Annotated in this window: 14 protein-coding genes; 10 read left to right on the top strand and 4 right to left on the bottom strand. The window is 65.9% G+C overall.

The genetic code is table 11. The features are described 5' to 3' along the window. Nucleotide 1 precedes the first annotated feature (1 nt). From AB0P21_RS41260 to AB0P21_RS41250, 3 genes are all read right to left on the bottom strand, one after another. Nucleotides 2-742 (bottom strand): hypothetical protein, encoded by a 741-nt coding sequence (locus AB0P21_RS41260; protein ID WP_363705035.1) that lies wholly within the window; start codon nucleotides 740-742, stop codon nucleotides 2-4. Nucleotides 743-1052: 310 nt separating this feature from the next. Continuing rightward, complete coding sequence (locus tag AB0P21_RS41255) at nucleotides 1053-1484, bottom strand: hypothetical protein (RefSeq protein WP_363705033.1); 432 nt, start codon at nucleotides 1482-1484, stop codon at nucleotides 1053-1055. A gap of 22 nt (nucleotides 1485-1506) precedes the next feature. Beyond that, nucleotides 1507-1977 carry a hypothetical protein gene (locus AB0P21_RS41250; protein ID WP_363705031.1) on the bottom strand — a complete coding sequence of 157 codons (471 nt, stop codon included), beginning with the start codon at nucleotides 1975-1977 and terminating at the stop codon, nucleotides 1507-1509. Nucleotides 1978-2440: 463 nt separating this feature from the next. Between AB0P21_RS41250 and AB0P21_RS41245 the strand changes: the two genes are divergently transcribed. From AB0P21_RS41245 to AB0P21_RS41235, 3 genes are all read left to right on the top strand, one after another. Beyond that, a complete protein-coding gene (locus tag AB0P21_RS41245) occupies nucleotides 2441-3022 on the top strand; it encodes a sigma-70 family RNA polymerase sigma factor (protein WP_363705080.1) in 582 nt (193 codons plus the stop codon). Next, on the top strand, nucleotides 3019-3405 hold the full coding sequence (locus tag AB0P21_RS41240) for an STAS domain-containing protein (protein WP_363705029.1): 387 nt from the start codon (nucleotides 3019-3021) through the stop codon (nucleotides 3403-3405). The genes AB0P21_RS41245 and AB0P21_RS41240 overlap by 4 nt, the downstream gene beginning before the upstream one ends. A 129-nt stretch (nucleotides 3406-3534) precedes the next feature. Further along, on the top strand, nucleotides 3535-4206 hold the full coding sequence (locus AB0P21_RS41235) for a GAF and ANTAR domain-containing protein (protein WP_363705027.1): 672 nt from the start codon (nucleotides 3535-3537) through the stop codon (nucleotides 4204-4206). 381 nt (nucleotides 4207-4587) lie between these two features. On the opposite strand, the gene AB0P21_RS41230 is transcribed toward AB0P21_RS41235, so the two are convergent. Then, nucleotides 4588-5604 carry a LacI family DNA-binding transcriptional regulator gene (locus AB0P21_RS41230; protein ID WP_363705025.1) on the bottom strand — a complete coding sequence of 339 codons (1017 nt, stop codon included), beginning with the start codon at nucleotides 5602-5604 and terminating at the stop codon, nucleotides 4588-4590. Between the two features lie 212 nt (nucleotides 5605-5816). Here AB0P21_RS41230 and AB0P21_RS41225 point away from each other — a divergent pair, with 212 nt between their 5' ends. The 7 genes from AB0P21_RS41225 to AB0P21_RS41195 are packed head-to-tail and all read left to right on the top strand — an operon-like array spanning nucleotide 5817 to nucleotide 15909. Then, the gene (locus AB0P21_RS41225; protein ID WP_363705023.1) at nucleotides 5817-7520 is read left to right on the top strand and encodes an ABC transporter substrate-binding protein; all 1704 of its coding nucleotides are present in this window, start codon (nucleotides 5817-5819) and stop codon (nucleotides 7518-7520) included. Between the two features lie 32 nt (nucleotides 7521-7552). Continuing rightward, nucleotides 7553-8542 (top strand): ABC transporter permease, encoded by a 990-nt coding sequence (locus AB0P21_RS41220; RefSeq protein ID WP_363705021.1) that lies wholly within the window; start codon nucleotides 7553-7555, stop codon nucleotides 8540-8542. A gap of 14 nt (nucleotides 8543-8556) precedes the next feature. After that, nucleotides 8557-9516: an ABC transporter permease gene (locus tag AB0P21_RS41215; protein WP_363705019.1), complete on the top strand. Its 960-nt coding sequence runs from the start codon at nucleotides 8557-8559 to the stop codon at nucleotides 9514-9516. Next, complete coding sequence (locus tag AB0P21_RS41210; RefSeq protein ID WP_363705017.1) at nucleotides 9513-10445, top strand: ABC transporter ATP-binding protein; 933 nt, start codon at nucleotides 9513-9515, stop codon at nucleotides 10443-10445. The genes AB0P21_RS41215 and AB0P21_RS41210 overlap by 4 nt, the downstream gene beginning before the upstream one ends. Further along, the gene (locus AB0P21_RS41205) at nucleotides 10442-11248 is read left to right on the top strand and encodes an ATP-binding cassette domain-containing protein (protein ID WP_363705015.1); all 807 of its coding nucleotides are present in this window, start codon (nucleotides 10442-10444) and stop codon (nucleotides 11246-11248) included. Before AB0P21_RS41210 ends, AB0P21_RS41205 begins: the two co-directional genes overlap by 4 nt. A gap of 35 nt (nucleotides 11249-11283) precedes the next feature. After that, entirely contained in the window at nucleotides 11284-13869 is a 2586-nt protein-coding gene (locus AB0P21_RS41200; RefSeq protein WP_363705013.1) for a glycoside hydrolase family 2 protein, read from the top strand. 12 nt (nucleotides 13870-13881) lie between these two features. Next, nucleotides 13882-15909 carry a glycosyl hydrolase gene (locus tag AB0P21_RS41195; RefSeq protein ID WP_363705011.1) on the top strand — a complete coding sequence of 676 codons (2028 nt, stop codon included), beginning with the start codon at nucleotides 13882-13884 and terminating at the stop codon, nucleotides 15907-15909. Nucleotides 15910-16073 lie beyond the last annotated feature (164 nt).

The raw sequence follows: 16073 nt of genomic DNA, 5'->3' as shown, positions 1-16073 counted from the left end.
TTCACTGCGCCTGACCCGGTCCGAACCGGGGCGTCACGGGCGCTCCCGGATCCGGAGTGGGAGCCACCGGTGTGGGCATCGGCGGCGGCGGAGTGGTTTCGCCGATCGGCGGCGCGCTCATCGGCGGCGCGTTGCCCGGCGGAGGAACAAGGTAGTCGTCAGCAGCAGCATCGCTGACCCCGTGTCCCGTCGCACCAAGACCGTTCGACGACGGCATACCAGCGGACGAACCGGACTTTGTCGAGCTCGCGTCGCCTGAAGTCAGGGCACGAGTCAGCCGACCGGCGACCACGCCCGCAACTGCGGCAGCCAGTAGGAACGTTCCTGGCTTGCGCCGCGCATATCCCCGGACCTCGTCCAGCAGTTCACCCGGCTCATGCTTCTGCAAGAAGTCCGCTGCCTGGTTCGAGAAGTCGGCGCCATGGCTGGCCAGCTGAGCACCAAGTCCGGACTGCCCGTGCTCGGCCATTCCACGCAGCTCGTCGCCAACCGCCCGGAGGCTCTCGGTGGCGCGCTCTTTCTGCTGACTGGCCTGTCCGACCAGCTCGTCACGCGTCTGCCCAGCAAGCCGCCGGGTCTGCTCACGAGCATCCGATGTCACCTCAGAGGCCTTCTCTTTAACGGATTCCGCGACCTGTCGCGCCGCATCGACCGAGGTGTCCTTCAGCTGCCCGGCTTCGTCCCGGGCTGCTTCGGCGACGCCTTCCGGCGTGCTACCGACGTTCGTTTGGTGGTTCGTCATGCAACGACTCCCTTCAGGAGTGGCGATTGACGTCACGAGGCACGTCTGACCCGCCGCACCCATCAGGGCAGCCAATTAGTCGCAAGTTGATTCGCCTGGGGCAGAGGGACGATGTTTCTCTGCCTCGCAACAAGAATGAGGATGAAGTGGCACTTCTCCGTACCACCAACGATTCAGTCAACCTGTTCCCCGGCCGAAACCGTCAGCGCCCGGTTCAGTTGTTCTCACTTCCTCATCGTCGTCCGACGGCAGTTTCCAAGGGGCTTGAGTTGATCCTCAGTACCCGCTTGGCACCAGATCGATAGAGGACTTACGTAGAGAAGTCACGAGACGGCTTTCGCCTCGGCCGGCCGGCCGGCAGGCGCCCTGACGTGACGACATCATGAGCGATGTCGCGCAGCTTGATGTTGTACGACAGCTCAGCCGCGGACCGGACCGCGCCAATCGTCAGCGCCGCCTGAATCGCGACCAGTCGAGCAGCTTCCTGCCCGGTGGCGGTGAACCCCTTTGCGTGTGCCGCATAGAAGCCGATCACGCCGAAGGACTCCCTGCCTGCGGCCAGTTCGACGCCGTGGACGCTGTACTCGCGGGACTTCGTTGTCTCCCGTTCGCCGACGGACTCCGGCACACCGCCCTGGTCTCGCAGGTCGGAGGTGATGGTGACCGCGGCGTACCACTTGGTGGCCCGGAGTCTGATCGTGGCCCAGTCGCAATACCCACCGACGACAGCCAGTTCAAGCACCGTCCGGAGAACCTGATCGAGGTCAGGAGCCAGATCGTGCACTGAGGCCCATCCGAAGGGGTTCGTGGTCGCCGGCAGCCCACCAGTCCGCCGTCTCCTGGTCTCGCAGGCCGGAGCACAACAGCATCGCCACAGCTGGAACCGACAAATCGAGCAGGCCGGCGACGTCACCGACAGTGTGATCGCCGCATTGCACCAGCGCCACCGCCGATCGCTGCTGGCGTGCGAGGTCGGTCAAGCCGGCCATCATGGCCGACCCGCCACCTGGGTGTGAAGAGGAGGAGGTGTCCAGACAGCGGGTGGAATACAGGTAGGTCAGCCGAGCCAGCTCTCGCCGCAGACTCCGCGCACGTACCGTGGCAGTAGCGCCAGGGTCGATACAGGCGCGGGCGATGACCTCGACCACAACGGTCTCGGCGCGGGCGGGATCGCCCAGGATCGCGCGAGCCAGACCGAACAGCGCGGCGCCGTGACGGTCACACAGTTGACCCACAGCCCATGCGTCACCGCCGCCGGCGGCTTCCAACAGTTCACGCCGATCAGTGACCCATTCGACCCCGGGAGCCGCTGAGCGGGCACGGGGCTTGGGTAGAACTGTCCGATTCATGTAAGACCCCCAGCTAGGCACTCCATGGTGAGCCGCCGGGGTCTTGGGCAGCAACTGTTGCGGTAGGTAGGAACGTACCCGTCTGCCTCGCAACGAAAACAGCCCCGAACCTCTGCAAAGCCGAGACGAAACCGAATCGGTCGGTCGCCGATCCGACGAACTCGTTGCTCCGAACACCCTCTTGCCGGCACCTGCCTGAAGGGGGTGTCTGTCAGAAGAGAACGCATTTGCCGTCACTCACAGGTCCACTGTTCGATGTGGGCCGCGCGACGCTGCCCTGGACCTCGGCGGCACACCTCATTCGTGTGTTCATCCCAAAGGGGAGCTGGCTGCCGTGTCTGTGACTCCGATGTCGATACCTGCTGCGATCGGGCCACCGAAGCAGCTGGCCGTTGTGATGGAACAGGTCGCCGATGGCGACCACGACGCGTTTGCCGTCGTCTACGCTGCGACCGTGTCCCGGGCGTTCGGGATCGCGCTTCGTGTTCTGCGCAATCAGGCTCTGGCTGAAGAGATCGCCCAGGACGTCATGGTCGAACTGTGGCGGACCGCTCCCCGCTATGATGCCGACCGCGGCTCAGTGGAGACCTGGGTGACGACGATCGCTCACCGGCGGGCCGTCGACCGGGTCAGGCGAGAACGCGCCGCTAAGGACCGTGATGGCGACCACGCCGTCAGTGCGGCGGCGGGGGCCAGCTTCGACCTCACTGCCGAGACCGTGCTCAGGGGCTCCGAGATCGAGCAGGTCCGCGGCTGCCTGCTCGACTTGACAGACCTGCAGCGCCAGGCGCTCGTGCTGGCCTTCTACGAGGGTCACACCTACCAGGAGGTGGCTGATCTGCTCAGCGTCAAGCTTCCCACCGTCAAAGCCCGGATCCGCGATGGCTTGCTCCGGCTCCGTAATGGCCTCACCACGGCCGGCATCGCATGACCGCCAGGCCTGTCAAGCCGACGGCGATCACAAGATCCCACCTGTGTGCCCGGCCCGAGCCAACGGCGTCCCAGCAGCTCACGGTCCAGGTCAGCGACGGGATCATCACGATCACCGCGACCGGTCACGTCGACCGGTTGACCGCGGCGGCGTTTCGCGAGGATCTGTTCGAGGTGTGGCCGGTGTGCGCCGGGATTCTGACGGTTGATCTGTCGGCCTGCACCTATCTGAGCAACGATGCTGTCCGTGCGTTACAGGAGATTTGGCGCCGGCCGACCCGAGCTCACGGCGAGCTGCGGGTCATTGCCTCCCACCCCGCCATCGCCGACGCCCTCGATGCCGCGAATATCCCGAGAATCCGAACACCCCAGGTTCGGCCATGAAACAGGTCTGGCGAGGAGCGCCTGGCTGCTCGTCGCGGAACTTAGGCAGGATCTATGCTCAAGACACTCGTTAACGCCAAGCAGACCGCGCCGGGGGTCTCTTTGGCGCGCCCGGTGCGTAGGAGATCGATGACTGACCAAGCCGGCGAGTTCGGTGACATGGCGATGAACCTGCACGACCAGGTCGGAGTACTGGCCACTGTTGAGGCGGTGCTGGAGTTCGCGGTCGAAGCGCTCCACTACGACTCCGCGTCGGTGATGCTGATGAACCGCCGCCGCGCCGAGACCATCGCCGCGACCGATCCACTCGTCACCACCGCGGACCAGCTCCAGATCGACCTTGGCGAAGGCCCCAGCCTGCTGGCCATCGCCGACCACGACGACGTGCTCGTCAAAGACACCGTTATTGACGACCGGTGGCCCAAATGGGCACCGACCGCGGCCGCGAGCGGGATCCGCAGCGCGCTCGCGATCCGGCTGTTTACCGCGCATTCCACCAGCGGAGTTCTCAACCTCATCTCGACCAAGCCCTACGTGTTCGGCGAGGGAGACCTCGAGGCCGCCCAACTCCTCGCGCTGCACGCCTCGATCGCGGTCGCTTCGGCTCGCTCCGAGGCCTCCCTGAATCTGGCCATCGACTCCCGCAAAAACGTCGGCCAGGCCGTCGGGCGGCTGATGGAGCGCTACAAACTGGATGCCGTCCAGGCGTTCGCGACGCTGCAGCGCTACTCCCAAGACCGCAACCAGCGCCTGCACGACATCGCCCAGCACGTCATCGCCCACGGCCAGCTCCCCGACTAGCCGGGCTCTTGCCGACGTGATGATTCGCGATGGGCACAGGACCTGCACGGCTACCTGGACCTGACGAGGTCAGGGAGCTTAAGGTCCTGAATGTTCAGCCCAGCAGCATCAGGACCGCTCTCAACGTGTAAATCATCTGCGGCAGATGAACAGTTTCCGACGCGGCGAATTTGTTGAGCACGGACGCGACCTCTGATTCGATGATAAGCACAGAGTTGCGAAGCTGCGTCCAGTGGTTGTACGCGGTCGTGACATCGTTGCCCGTCCAGGTCAATAGATGCGACTGCTCTTCACGACTTACGGCTGATCATCAGCCGCGCGAGGTCGACACCAGTGCTTCACACGGTGAAGCCCGAGCGTCGCAGAGGGCAGCCGATTTCGTCATGGCGCAGCAGCGGTGCTCGCTCGCGGGATCAAGGTGGCAGTTGGGGTCTGGTGTACTCCGGTGCGTCCGTCCGCCACCAGATCCAGCATCGCCTGGGCTGTTCGTGCGCCGTAGTCGACGATGTCGCGAGCGAGCGCGGTGATGGACGGATGTTGTACCAGGCAGAGTTGGGAATCGTCGCCGGCCACGATCGAGAGTTGGTCGGGGACGGAGATCGACAACTCGTGCGCGACGCTGAGGGCGGCGACTGCCATCAGGTCGTTGTCATACGTGATCGCTGTCGGCCGGTCCGCGGAGGTCAGCAATCTGCGGGTCGCCTGCGCTCCCTCCTCCCACGTGTAGTCGGTGCTGACCACCGGCGCTGAATCCAGCTTGTGCCGCTCGGCAGCAGCCTGGAAGGCAGCCGTTCGGATCTGCGTGTGCTCGAGGCTCGGCAAGCCGGCCACCCGGGCGATCCGCCGGTGCCCGATGGTCACCAGGTAGTCGACGACCGAATCGATCGCGGCCGCGTCGTCGCTCCACACGGCAGGGAGGTCGAGCCCTTTACGCGGGCGCCCGACAATCACCGCTGGTACGCCGAGCTCGGCGAGCAGCGCAGGCCGCTGATCGTCCGCCCAGAGATCCATCACCAGTACACCGTCGATCCGGCGCTCCGCCCACCAGAACCGGACCGCCTCGTCGGCGGCATCGTGATCGGGCACGAGTTGTAGGAGCAGAGCGGTCCGGTTCGCGGACAGCACGGACTCGACGCCGGAGATGAACTGCATGAAGAACGGCTCCATGCCGAGCACCCGGGCCGGGCGGGCGAGGATCAATCCGACCGCGTTCACCCGGGAACCCGCCATCGAACGGGCGGCGACGCTGGGGTGCCAGCCGATCTCCTTCGCGATCGCGAGAATCCTGTCCCGGGTCGCGGCCGAGACGCCAGGCCGCCCGTTCAGGGCGTAGGACACCGCCCCGGTGGAGACACCAGCCTGGCTCGCGATGTCGGCGATGGTCGGTCGCTTGCTCATGCTCCTCCTTCGTCGCCCCTAGTAAACCCGACCTGTCCCCCGCCGGCGGAACGCGACTGGCCACTGAAGCTCCGCACTTAATTAACTTAAGAGCTTAAGTACGAAGTAGCCAACGAAACCTTGACGTAAGAGAAATATGCACTCTACGGTCATCCGCAACTTACTTAACCGCTTCATGTCATCGGCGCGGAACACTCCGAAAGGACCACGACATGCACTTCAAGGTGGGGAACCATGCGGGCGTGGGGCGCCGGCTGGGCGTCACGGCAGCGGTCACCGCGGCCGCACTCCTGATCGCCGCATGCTCGGGCAGCAGCGCCGGCGACAAGCCCAAGTCGGCGGCCGATGCCTCGATCACCGTCTTCAACGGGGCGACCGGCACGATCACGAAGAACTTCAACCCGTTCAGCACGACCGCGCTGCAACCCACCCTGGGCGTGATCTACGAGCCCTTGTACTGGTACAACTTCGCCAAGAAATCGGACCCGACCCCGGTACTCGCGAGCAGCTACTCCTGGAACACGGCCGGCACCGAGCTCACCATCAAGACCCGCCCGGGCGTCAAGTGGAACGACGGTCAGCCGTTCACCGCCAAGGACATCGCGTTCACGTTCAATCTGATCGCCAAGACGCCGGCGCTGAACCCGTCCGGTCTCGCCGCCACGGCGAAAGCCACCGCGGACGACACCGCCGTACTGACGTTCACGTCGAAGTCCCTGATGCAGGAGCCAGCCGTGCTCGCCAACCAGGCCATCGTGCCTGAGCACATCTGGAAGGACATCAAGGACCCGGCCACGAACATCAACGACAACCCGGTCGGCACCGGCCCGTTCAAGCTCAAGACCTTCACAGCCCAGAGCTACGCCCTCGAGAAGAACGATTCCTACTGGGAGTCCGGCAAGCCGACGATCAAGGAGGTGCGCTACATCTCGCTGGACTCGGCGGACGCCGCCAGCGCCGCGCTCGTCGCGGGCAAGGTCGACTGGATGAGTTCCTACCTGCCGAGCATCGACAGCATCATCAAGTCCAAGAAGGAACTCTCGTATCTCAACACTCCCGTCATGACGACGGTGGTGGTCACCTGCTCGAGCCCGGCCCTGGGCTGTCAGGGCCCGCAGACGGACCCCGCGGTGCGCAAGGCGATCTACCTCGGGATGAACCGCGAGCAACTGAACAAGCTCGCCGGCGGCGGGGTCGCATCCGTGGCATCCCCGGCTCTCCTGCTGCCCGGTCGCGATGACAGTTGGATCACCGATCAGAATCTGCAGAAGATTCCCCAGAGTGCCGACGAGGCTGCGGCGAACAAGATCCTCGACGAGGCGGGCTGGACCAAGGGCTCCGACGGGATCCGGGCCAAAGCCGGACAGCGACTGTCACTGACGATCCAGACCGTGACCGGCTGGAGCGACTACATCTCGATCAACGACACCCTCAAGCAGCAACTCGCCCAGATCGGCGTCGAACTGAAGCCCAGCCAGGTGTCCTGGAACGAGTGGAACGCTGCCCAGACCAACGGCAAGTTCCAGTTGTCGCTCGACTCGGTCGGCCTCGGCGCCTCGACCAACCCCTACTTCACGTACAACGGAAAGCTCGCGACCGACAACACGGCACCGGTCGGCAAGACCGCGTCCGCGGGCAACTTCGCGCGGTTCTCCAACCCTGAGGTCGACGCGGCGCTCAAGACCGCGGCCGGAACGTCGGACGAGGCGACCCAGAAGGCGCAGTACGCCAAGATCCAGACCGTCCTCGCGAACCAACTGCCGTACATCCCGGTCTACGTGAACTCGATGTTGACCGAGTTCAACACCTCCCGCGCGACCGGGTGGCCGACCAAGGAGAACACCTACGCGCTGCCGGCCTCCTGGAAGGGCTGGGACAACGGCATCGTCCTCAAGACCATCACGCCCTCGAACTGACAGCGAGGCGATCGGGGAAGGACGGCTCACCAGTGCACTACCTCCTGCGGAAACTCCTGTTCTACGTCGCGGCGTGCTGGGCGGCACTCACGCTGAATTTCTTCATCCCGCGGCTGATGCCGGGCGACCCCGTCGACCTCATGCTGTCCAAGCTCGCCGTCAAGGGCCCCGTCAGCCCGACGACGCGAACCGCGATCGAAGCGCTGCTCGGGACCAACTCGGACTCGTCGCTGCGGCACCAGTACGTGACCTATCTCCAGCAACTGGTGTCCGGTGACCTGGGGACGTCGGTTGCGTACTTCCCCACCCCGGTCTCCTCGGTCATCGGCCAGACCCTGCCCTGGACCGTGGGACTGATCGGCCTGGCCGCGGTGATCTCGTTCGCCGTCGGTGTCCTGCTCGGCCGCGCCGCCGGCTGGCGGCGCGGCTCGTGGATCGACAACCTCATTCCGTTCACGACCATGCTGCAGTCGGTGCCGTACTTCTGGCTCGCGCTACTGCTGCTCTTCCTGCTCAGCAGCACCTGGTCGATCTTCCCGCTCAACGGCGGCTACGACGTCTACACGGTGACCCCCAGCTGGACGTTCTCGTTCGCCAAGTCGGTGCTGTACCACGGAACCCTCCCGGCGCTCACCATCGTGTTGTCCTCGATCGGCGGCTGGATGCTGGGGATGCGCAACATGATGGTGTCCACCCTCTCCGAGGACTACATCGTGACCGCCGAGGCCAAAGGCCTGACACCGCGGCGGATCCGCTCCCGATACGCCGCGCGCAACGCGGTGCTGCCGTCGATCTCGGGCTTCGCCATCTCGCTCGGCTTCGTGGTGGCCGGCTCCATCGTCACCGAGGCGGTGTTCTCCTACCCCGGCATCGGCTCCGCCCTGCTACTTGCCGTCGGCAACAACGACTACGCACTCATGCAGGGCGTGTTTCTGATCATCACGCTCGCGGTGCTCGGCGCCAACCTGCTCGTCGATCTCCTGTACGGCTTCATCGACCCGCGCACCCGAGCGCACTCCTAGAAGGGTTGGGCCTGATGTCGATCACGACTTCCGAGCCACCACCGACGAGCGGGACGGAGCGGCCCGACGTACGCCGGCGCCGCACGTTGCCGCCAATGACCTTCAAGCTGGGCATCGGTCTCACCCTCGCCGGAGTCATCGTCCTGTTCGGGCTGATCGGTCCGTTCGTGCTCGGCTCACCATCGACCGTGCGAGACATCGGCCTGACGCCCCCAGGTGACGGCTTCGTGCTCGGTACCACGCAGACCGGTCAGGACGTCTTCGCCCAACTCGCCCACGCGACCCGCGGGTCGCTGACCATCGGAGTAGTGGTCGGAGCGATCACGCTCATCCTGTCGTCCTTCTTCGGCGTGGTCGGCGCGTTCATCGGCGGCTGGGTCGACGAGTCGTTCTCGCTGTTCACCAACATCGTGCTCGTCATCCCGGGCCTCCCGCTGGTGATCGTCATCTCGAGCTACGTCCCCGACAAGTCCATCTGGCTGGTGGCTGCGGTGCTGGCCATCACCAGCTGGGCCGGCTCGGCGCGGGTACTCCGCGGGTTCACCCTCAGCGTGCGGAGCCGTGACTACGTGCTGGCCTCCCGGGTCGGCGGGGAGAAGAGATGGCGGATCCTGCTTGTCGAGATCCTGCCCAACCTCGTTCCGCTGCTGGCCTCCCAGGTCGTCTTCGCGGTGATCTTCGCGATCCTCGGCGAGGCGGGCCTGTCCTTCCTCGGCCTCGGCGCCTCCGGGTCCTTCACCTGGGGCACGATGCTCTTCTACGCCCAGAACGGCCTGGCCCTGCGGCTGGGCGCCTGGTGGTGGTTCGTCCCGCCCGGCCTGGCGATCGCTCTGTTCGGCGCCGCGCTGTCGCTCATCAACTTCTCCATCGACGAGATCATCAACCCGAAGCTGCGCTCTCAGACACGCGCCGACCGCAAACGCTGGAGCATGAGCGGTGGACAACTGAAGCAGGCCAAGGAGACCACCGTATGACCGCGCCCGGTACCGGTCGGCATCCAGTCCTCACGATCGAGCATCTCAGCGTGGACTATCTCGCCGAGACCACGGTGCAAGCGGTCAAGGACGTATCGCTCACCCTCTACCGCGGTGAGATCCTCGGCCTAGCCGGCGAGAGCGGCTGCGGCAAGTCAACCCTCGCCTACGGCATCACCCGCCTACTGAAGCCACCGGCTCTGATCACCGCCGGGCACGTGCAGTTCTCGTCGCGGGAGGGCTTCGACATCGACCTCTCAGACCTCAACGGGGACGACCTGCGCGCCTTTCGCTGGGACAAGATCGCCATGGTGTTCCAGGGCGCGATGAACTCCCTCAACCCGGTACTGCGAATCTCCGAGCAACTCGAGGACGTCTTCACCACCCACCGCCCAGGCATGGCCAAAGCAGAGCGTCGCCAACGCTGCGGCGAGCTGCTCGAACGCGTCGGCGTCGACCGCAACCGCCTCCGCGCCTACCCGCACGAGCTGTCGGGCGGGATGCGGCAGCGCGTGATGATCGCGATGGCCCTCGCACTCGAGCCGCAGGTACTGGTGATGGACGAGCCGACCACCGCGCTCGACGTGGTGGTGCAACGCGAGATCCTGCAGGAGATCACCCGGCTGCGTGCCGAGCTCGGCTTCGCCGTCATCTTCATCACCCACGACCTGCCACTGCTGCTCGAGATCAGCGACCGCATCGCGGTCATGCGCGCAGGGCAGATCGTCGAACTGGAGGACGCCCTCACCCTCTACACGCGACCGAAGCATCCGTACACCCGGCGCCTGTTGTCGTCGTTCCCCAGCCTCACCGGAGACCGGGGTGACTTCGTCCGCACCGGATCACTCGGAGCGGACACCTCGCTGGAAGAGACCGTGCAGACACCTGAAGCCACCGAGAGCGAAGCCGAGGAGGTACCGAGCCGATGACCGTGCTCGAGATGCAGAACGTGGTCAAGGACTACCGGCTGCGCAACGGCCTTCGCAGTACGACGCTGCGCGCGGTCGACCAGGTCAGCTTCACCTTGCAACCAGGACGAACCATCGCGCTGGTCGGACAGTCAGGCTCGGGCAAGTCGACGATCGCCAAGCTGCTGATGCAGCTCGAGCGGCCGACCTCCGGTGCGATCCTGGTGGACGACGAACCCATGGTCTACCGCGGCACGCGTGCCTCGAAGTACCGCAAGGCCGTGCAGATGGTGTTCCAGGACCCGTTCGCTTCCCTCAACCCGTACCACACGGTCGGCCACCACCTGGCCCGGCCGATCCGGCTTCACCACACCGGCCTGTCCAGCGAGCAGGTAGAGAAGCGGGTACTGGACCTGCTGCGTCGTGTACGGCTCGATCCGGCCGAGGACTACGCCCAACGCAAGCCCCACGAACTGTCCGGCGGTCAACGGCAGCGCGTCGCCATCGCCCGGGCGCTCGCACCGGAGCCAGGGATCCTGGTGGCTGACGAACCGGTCTCGATGCTCGACGTCTCGATCCGCCTCGGCGTACTCAATCTGCTGGCCACCCTGCAGCGAGAAGAGAACCTCGGCGTTCTCTACATCACTCATGACCTCGCGACCGCACGGCATTTCAGCGACGAGGTGATGGTGCTGTACCGCGGCGAGGTGGTCGAGCACGGGCCGGCCGACGACGTGATTCTGCATCCCCAGCACGACTACACCCGGCTGCTCGCCAACGCCGCGCCAGATCCCGAACGTCGTCTCGCGGAACTTCAGCGCTGACCACGCCCGGCCTCCCCCATTCTCAGGAGCTTCGCTTGCGCACTGATTCGATCCACGACGCCTGGACCGTCACCGCGTTGCCGGCGACTGTGCCACCCGATGCGCCCGCACCTGCCCGAGACACGATCATTCGGCCGGTACCGGCCCAGGTGCCTGGCAGCGTCCACACCGATCTACTTGCCGCGGGCATCATTCCCGATCCGTACCTCGACGCGAACGAGTCCGCGCTGCGCTGGATGTTCGGGGTGGACTGGCGCTACCAGCGCCCGCTGACGCTGACACCCGCCGACTCGGGCGAACGGGTCGACCTGGTGTTTGACGGGCTCGACACGGTCGCGACGATCGCGCTCGGTGGAACGGAGCTCGGGCGAACGGTGAACATGCACCGCTCGTACCGCTTCGACGCGACGTTTCTTGCTGATGGCACCGAACGCGACCTGGTCGTCGACTTCACGTCGGTGACGAAGTACGCCTCCGCGCAGAGGGACCGGTCGGGCGACCGCCCCAACCCGTACGGCACCCCGTTCCAGTTCGTGCGCAAGATGGCCTGCAGTTTCGGCTGGGACTGGGGACCGGACCTGCGGACAGCGGGAATCTGGAAGGGAGTGCGGGTCGAACGCTGGCGCACCGCCCGAATCGCCCAGGTACGTCCCTCGGTGACCGTCGATCTCGGGCCTGAAGGAACCCTGCCGCCGGGCTCGGACACCGCGCCTGGCAAGGTCGTCGCCCAGATCGAACTCGAGCGCACCGACATCGCTCGATCGGCACCGCTGACTGTCGTCGTCGAGGTCACCGCCTCCGGCAGAACCCACCGAGCCACGGCGATCGTTGCACCGGGTGAGCTCTGCGCCGAAGTCGTTCTCGACGTCCCGGACGCGCCGGTGTGGTGGCCCACGACCTACGGCGCCCAACCGCTCGCCGACCTCACCGTCAGACTGTACGACGGCCGCCTGCAGGCCCTCCAGCCGCTCGATCGCTGGACGCGCGCCATCGGCTTCCGAAGCATCGCCGTCGACATGTCCGAAGACGAGTTCGGCGAGGCGTTCACCATCCTCGTCAACGGCCGCTCGATCTTCGTCAAGGGCGTCAACTGGATCCCGGACGATCACTTCGTCACCCGCATCACCCGCGACCAGCTCGACCGCCGGCTGGACCAAGCGGTCGCCGCCAACGTCAACTTGGTACGCATCTGGGGCGGCGGGATCTACGAGTCGGAAGACTTCTACTCGCTGTGCAACGAGAAGGGCATGCTCGTCTGGCAGGACTTCCTGCTGGCCTGTGCGGCGTACCCTGAAGACGAGCCGCTGCGAGGCGAGATCGAGGCAGAGGCGCGCGAGAACATCGTGCGGCTGATGCCGCATCCGTCGCTCGTGCTGTGGAACGGCGGCAACGAGAACCTCTGGGGCCACGAAGACTGGGGCTGGAAGGATCGCCTCCAGCAGCCCGACAGCACGTCCCTCACGTGGGGCGAGTACTACGCCCGCGACCTCTTCCCCCGCCTGGTCCGCGAGCTCGACCCGACCCGCCCGTACTGCGACAACAGCCCGTACACGCCGGGCAGCACCAACTACCACCCGAACGATCCGGACCGCGGCACGCATCACCAGTGGGAGGTCTGGAACCGGGTCGACTACACCATCTACCGCAGCGAGATCCCACGCTTCTGCTCGGAGTTCGGCTTCCAGGGACCGCCGGCCTGGCGCACCCTGACGGACTGGGTTCACCCGGCTGATCGCGGTCCGCTGACGAAGGACGACCCGGTGTTTCTCGTGCACCAGAAGGCGGACGACGGCAACGGCAAACTCGACCGCGGCCTGACTCCGCACCTCGGCGTACCGGAGGACTTCACCGACTGGCACTGGGCGACCCAACTCAACCAGGCCCGAGCCGTTGCCTACGGCATCGAACACTACCGATCCTGGTGGCCACGGACCGCCGGGTCGATCGTCTGGCAACTGAACGACTGCTGGCCGGTCACGTCCTGGGCTGCGATCGACTCCGAGGAACGCCCCAAGCCGCTCTGGTTCGCCCTCCGCGACGCGTATGCGCCGCGCCTGCTGACCGTCGTCGAACGGCACGGCGCCCTGTCTGTCGCGGTGGTCAACGACACCGACGAGCGACTCGTTGGAACCCTCCTGGTCAACCGTCAGACGTTCGATGGCGCAGTACTGGCCGAGACGGCCCTGGCCGTCGCGGTCGAAGCACGGAGCGTGCAACTGTTGGCACTCCCCGGTGCAGTGACGTCAGCCGTCGACGAACGACGTGAGGCACTCGTCGCGACGGTCGACGATCTCTCCGTCGTGCACCTCTTCGTCGAGCCCATTCAGGCCGAGCTCGATCCCACACCGCTGGATGTCGAAGCCTTCCGCATCGCCGGCGGCTACCGGGTCGACGTCACCGCACGCAGCCTCGCTGTCGCCGTTCACCTCAATGCCGATCGAATCGCCTCCGACGCCACCGTCGACCAAGGTCTGCTGAACCTGCCCGCGGGCGCCACCGCGTCCTTCGTGGTCTCGACAGCGTCCACCGACGAGCTGGTCGACCTCACCACTCCCCCGGTACTACGCATCGCCAACCAACTCGTCGCTACCCTCACCGCCCAACGAACACCCGCCCTGTAGAGGAGCCCGCCGATGCCCAACATCTCAACCCGAGCCCTGCGTCGCGCCCTGACCGTTCTCGGGATCGCAGCGCTCTCGACCTCCGGCCTACAGGTGCCGGGGCACGCCTCGGAGTCACGACGGAACCCAGCGCCCGCAGTACAGATCGCTGACGACCACGCGACACCAGAAACGCGAGCCCTCTTCTCCTACCTGCAACGAACCCAAGGCCAGGGCATCCTGTTCGGCCACCAGCACGACCTCTCGCACGGCTTTACCTTCAGCACCCCGAACGGCACGGCGTCCGACACCTTGGCCGGAGTGGGCGACTACCCCGCAGTGTTCGGCTGGGACACCTTGATCCTGCAGGGTCAGGAGCGCCCCGGCATCCCCGGCGGATCCGAGGCCACCAACATCGCCGCGCTCAGTACGGCGATCGAACAAGGAGATGCGCGCGGTGGACTGAACACGCTGAGCGCTCACCTGCCCAACTTCGTCACCGGCGGCGGCTTCTACGACACCTCCGGCCGGGTGGTGAGCCAGATCCTGCCCGGAGCACCGAAGAACGCCGCCTACAACGCCTTTCTCGACCGCATCGCGGCTGCGGTCAAAGGCGCCCAACGGCCGGACGGCACCGCCATCCCGGTGATCTTCCGCCCCTTCCACGAGAACAACGGAGGCTGGTTCTGGTGGGGTGCGGGCCACGCCACCTCGGCGGAGTACATCGAGATCTATCGCTACACCGTGGAGTACCTGCGCGACACCAAGAAGGTGCACAACCTGCTCTACTCGTACTCACCGAACAGCAGCTTCAACGGTGATCCGACCGGGTATCTCAAGACCTACCCCGGCGACGAGTTCGTGGACATCCTCGGCTACGACGCGTACGACGGCACCTCGGGTTCGGCCGCCTGGCTGGACGGGCTGGTCAAGGATCTTGCGATGGTCGTCCGCCTGGCCGACGAACGCGGCAAGGTGGCGGCCTACACAGAGTTCGGCGAATCAGGTCCCGAGGGCAGCGATCCTCAGTGGTTCACCAAGCTCCTGAACGCCATCAAGGCCGATCCGCAGGCGCGCCGGGTAGCCTTCATGCTCACCTGGGCCAATTTCGGCGGCACCAACCGCGCCTACGTTCCCTATCCCGCGCACGACGGCGTACCGGCGCACGTTCTGTTGCCGGACTTCGCCGCCTTCGCCAACGACCCGTACACCGTCTTCGCCTCCGGTGTCCGCGGAGCGTTCTCTCCCCGGACCCGACCGGTGCGCAACGAGCCGTTTCTGCATCTGGTCACCCCCACCGACCGTCAACGGGTCACGACGACACACACCACCATCCGCGCCCGGATCGCCGCTGGATCGGCGAGCCGGGTCACGTACTCGATCAACGGCGGGCCGGCCAGACCACTGCGCCGCGACGCCGCGGGCTTCTACTCGGCCGGCTGGACAATCGACCCCAACTGGCTGGACAACCGCAAAGTCACCATCGCCATCAGCGCGACCGTCGGCAGGAAGACCCTCACCGACTCGGCCCTGGTGCTGCTCGGCGAGGTGCCACCACTCGCCGCCGGCTGGGTCGACGACTTCGAACAGTACGCCGGAGACGACCTGACCCTCAGCGAGGCCTACAGCCACATCAACGCCAACACCACCACACTCTCCCCCACCCACAAGGCGGCAGGAGCCTACGGGCTGGCCTACGCCTACGACTTCACCGGCGCCGGCTACACCGGCATCGGCAAGCCTGTCGACGCGAACTGGTCCTCGTTCACTTCGCTCCGTCTCTGGCTGCAAGGCGACGGCTCCACCAACGGCGCAACCCTGCAGATCGTTGCCGACGGCGTCTACTTCGAGTACGGAGTCCCGCTCTCGAACACCACCGGCCAGGAGATCACCGCACCCTTCGACCAGTTCAAGCCCGCCCCCTGGGACACCGGACACGCAGGCGCCGTTCTTGACCTAGCGCACCTCAGCAACGTGACGGCCTTCAATCTCTACCTCGGCCACGGTGCCGGCGCGCCCACCACCGGCGTCGTCCACGTGGACCAGATCAGAGCCGAGTAGCCCGCGGGGAGAGGCCCGCGACCGGCTTTCATTGGGCTGCCTCGCCGAGCGTTGCAGCGACTTCGTACGCCGTCCGCGCCGCCGCCCTGGCGCTCGAGGACCGTGCCGACCTGTATCGCGAAACTACCGAGTGATTCGACCAGGTCGGGAGCAGACGCACGCAC

Origin of the sequence: Kribbella sp. NPDC056861, from assembly GCF_040687575.1 — a bacterium.
GTDB lineage: Bacteria > Actinomycetota > Actinomycetes > Propionibacteriales > Kribbellaceae > Kribbella.
The sequence above is the reverse complement of the archived record's forward strand: the minus strand, read 5'-3'. Positions and strand labels throughout refer to the sequence as shown.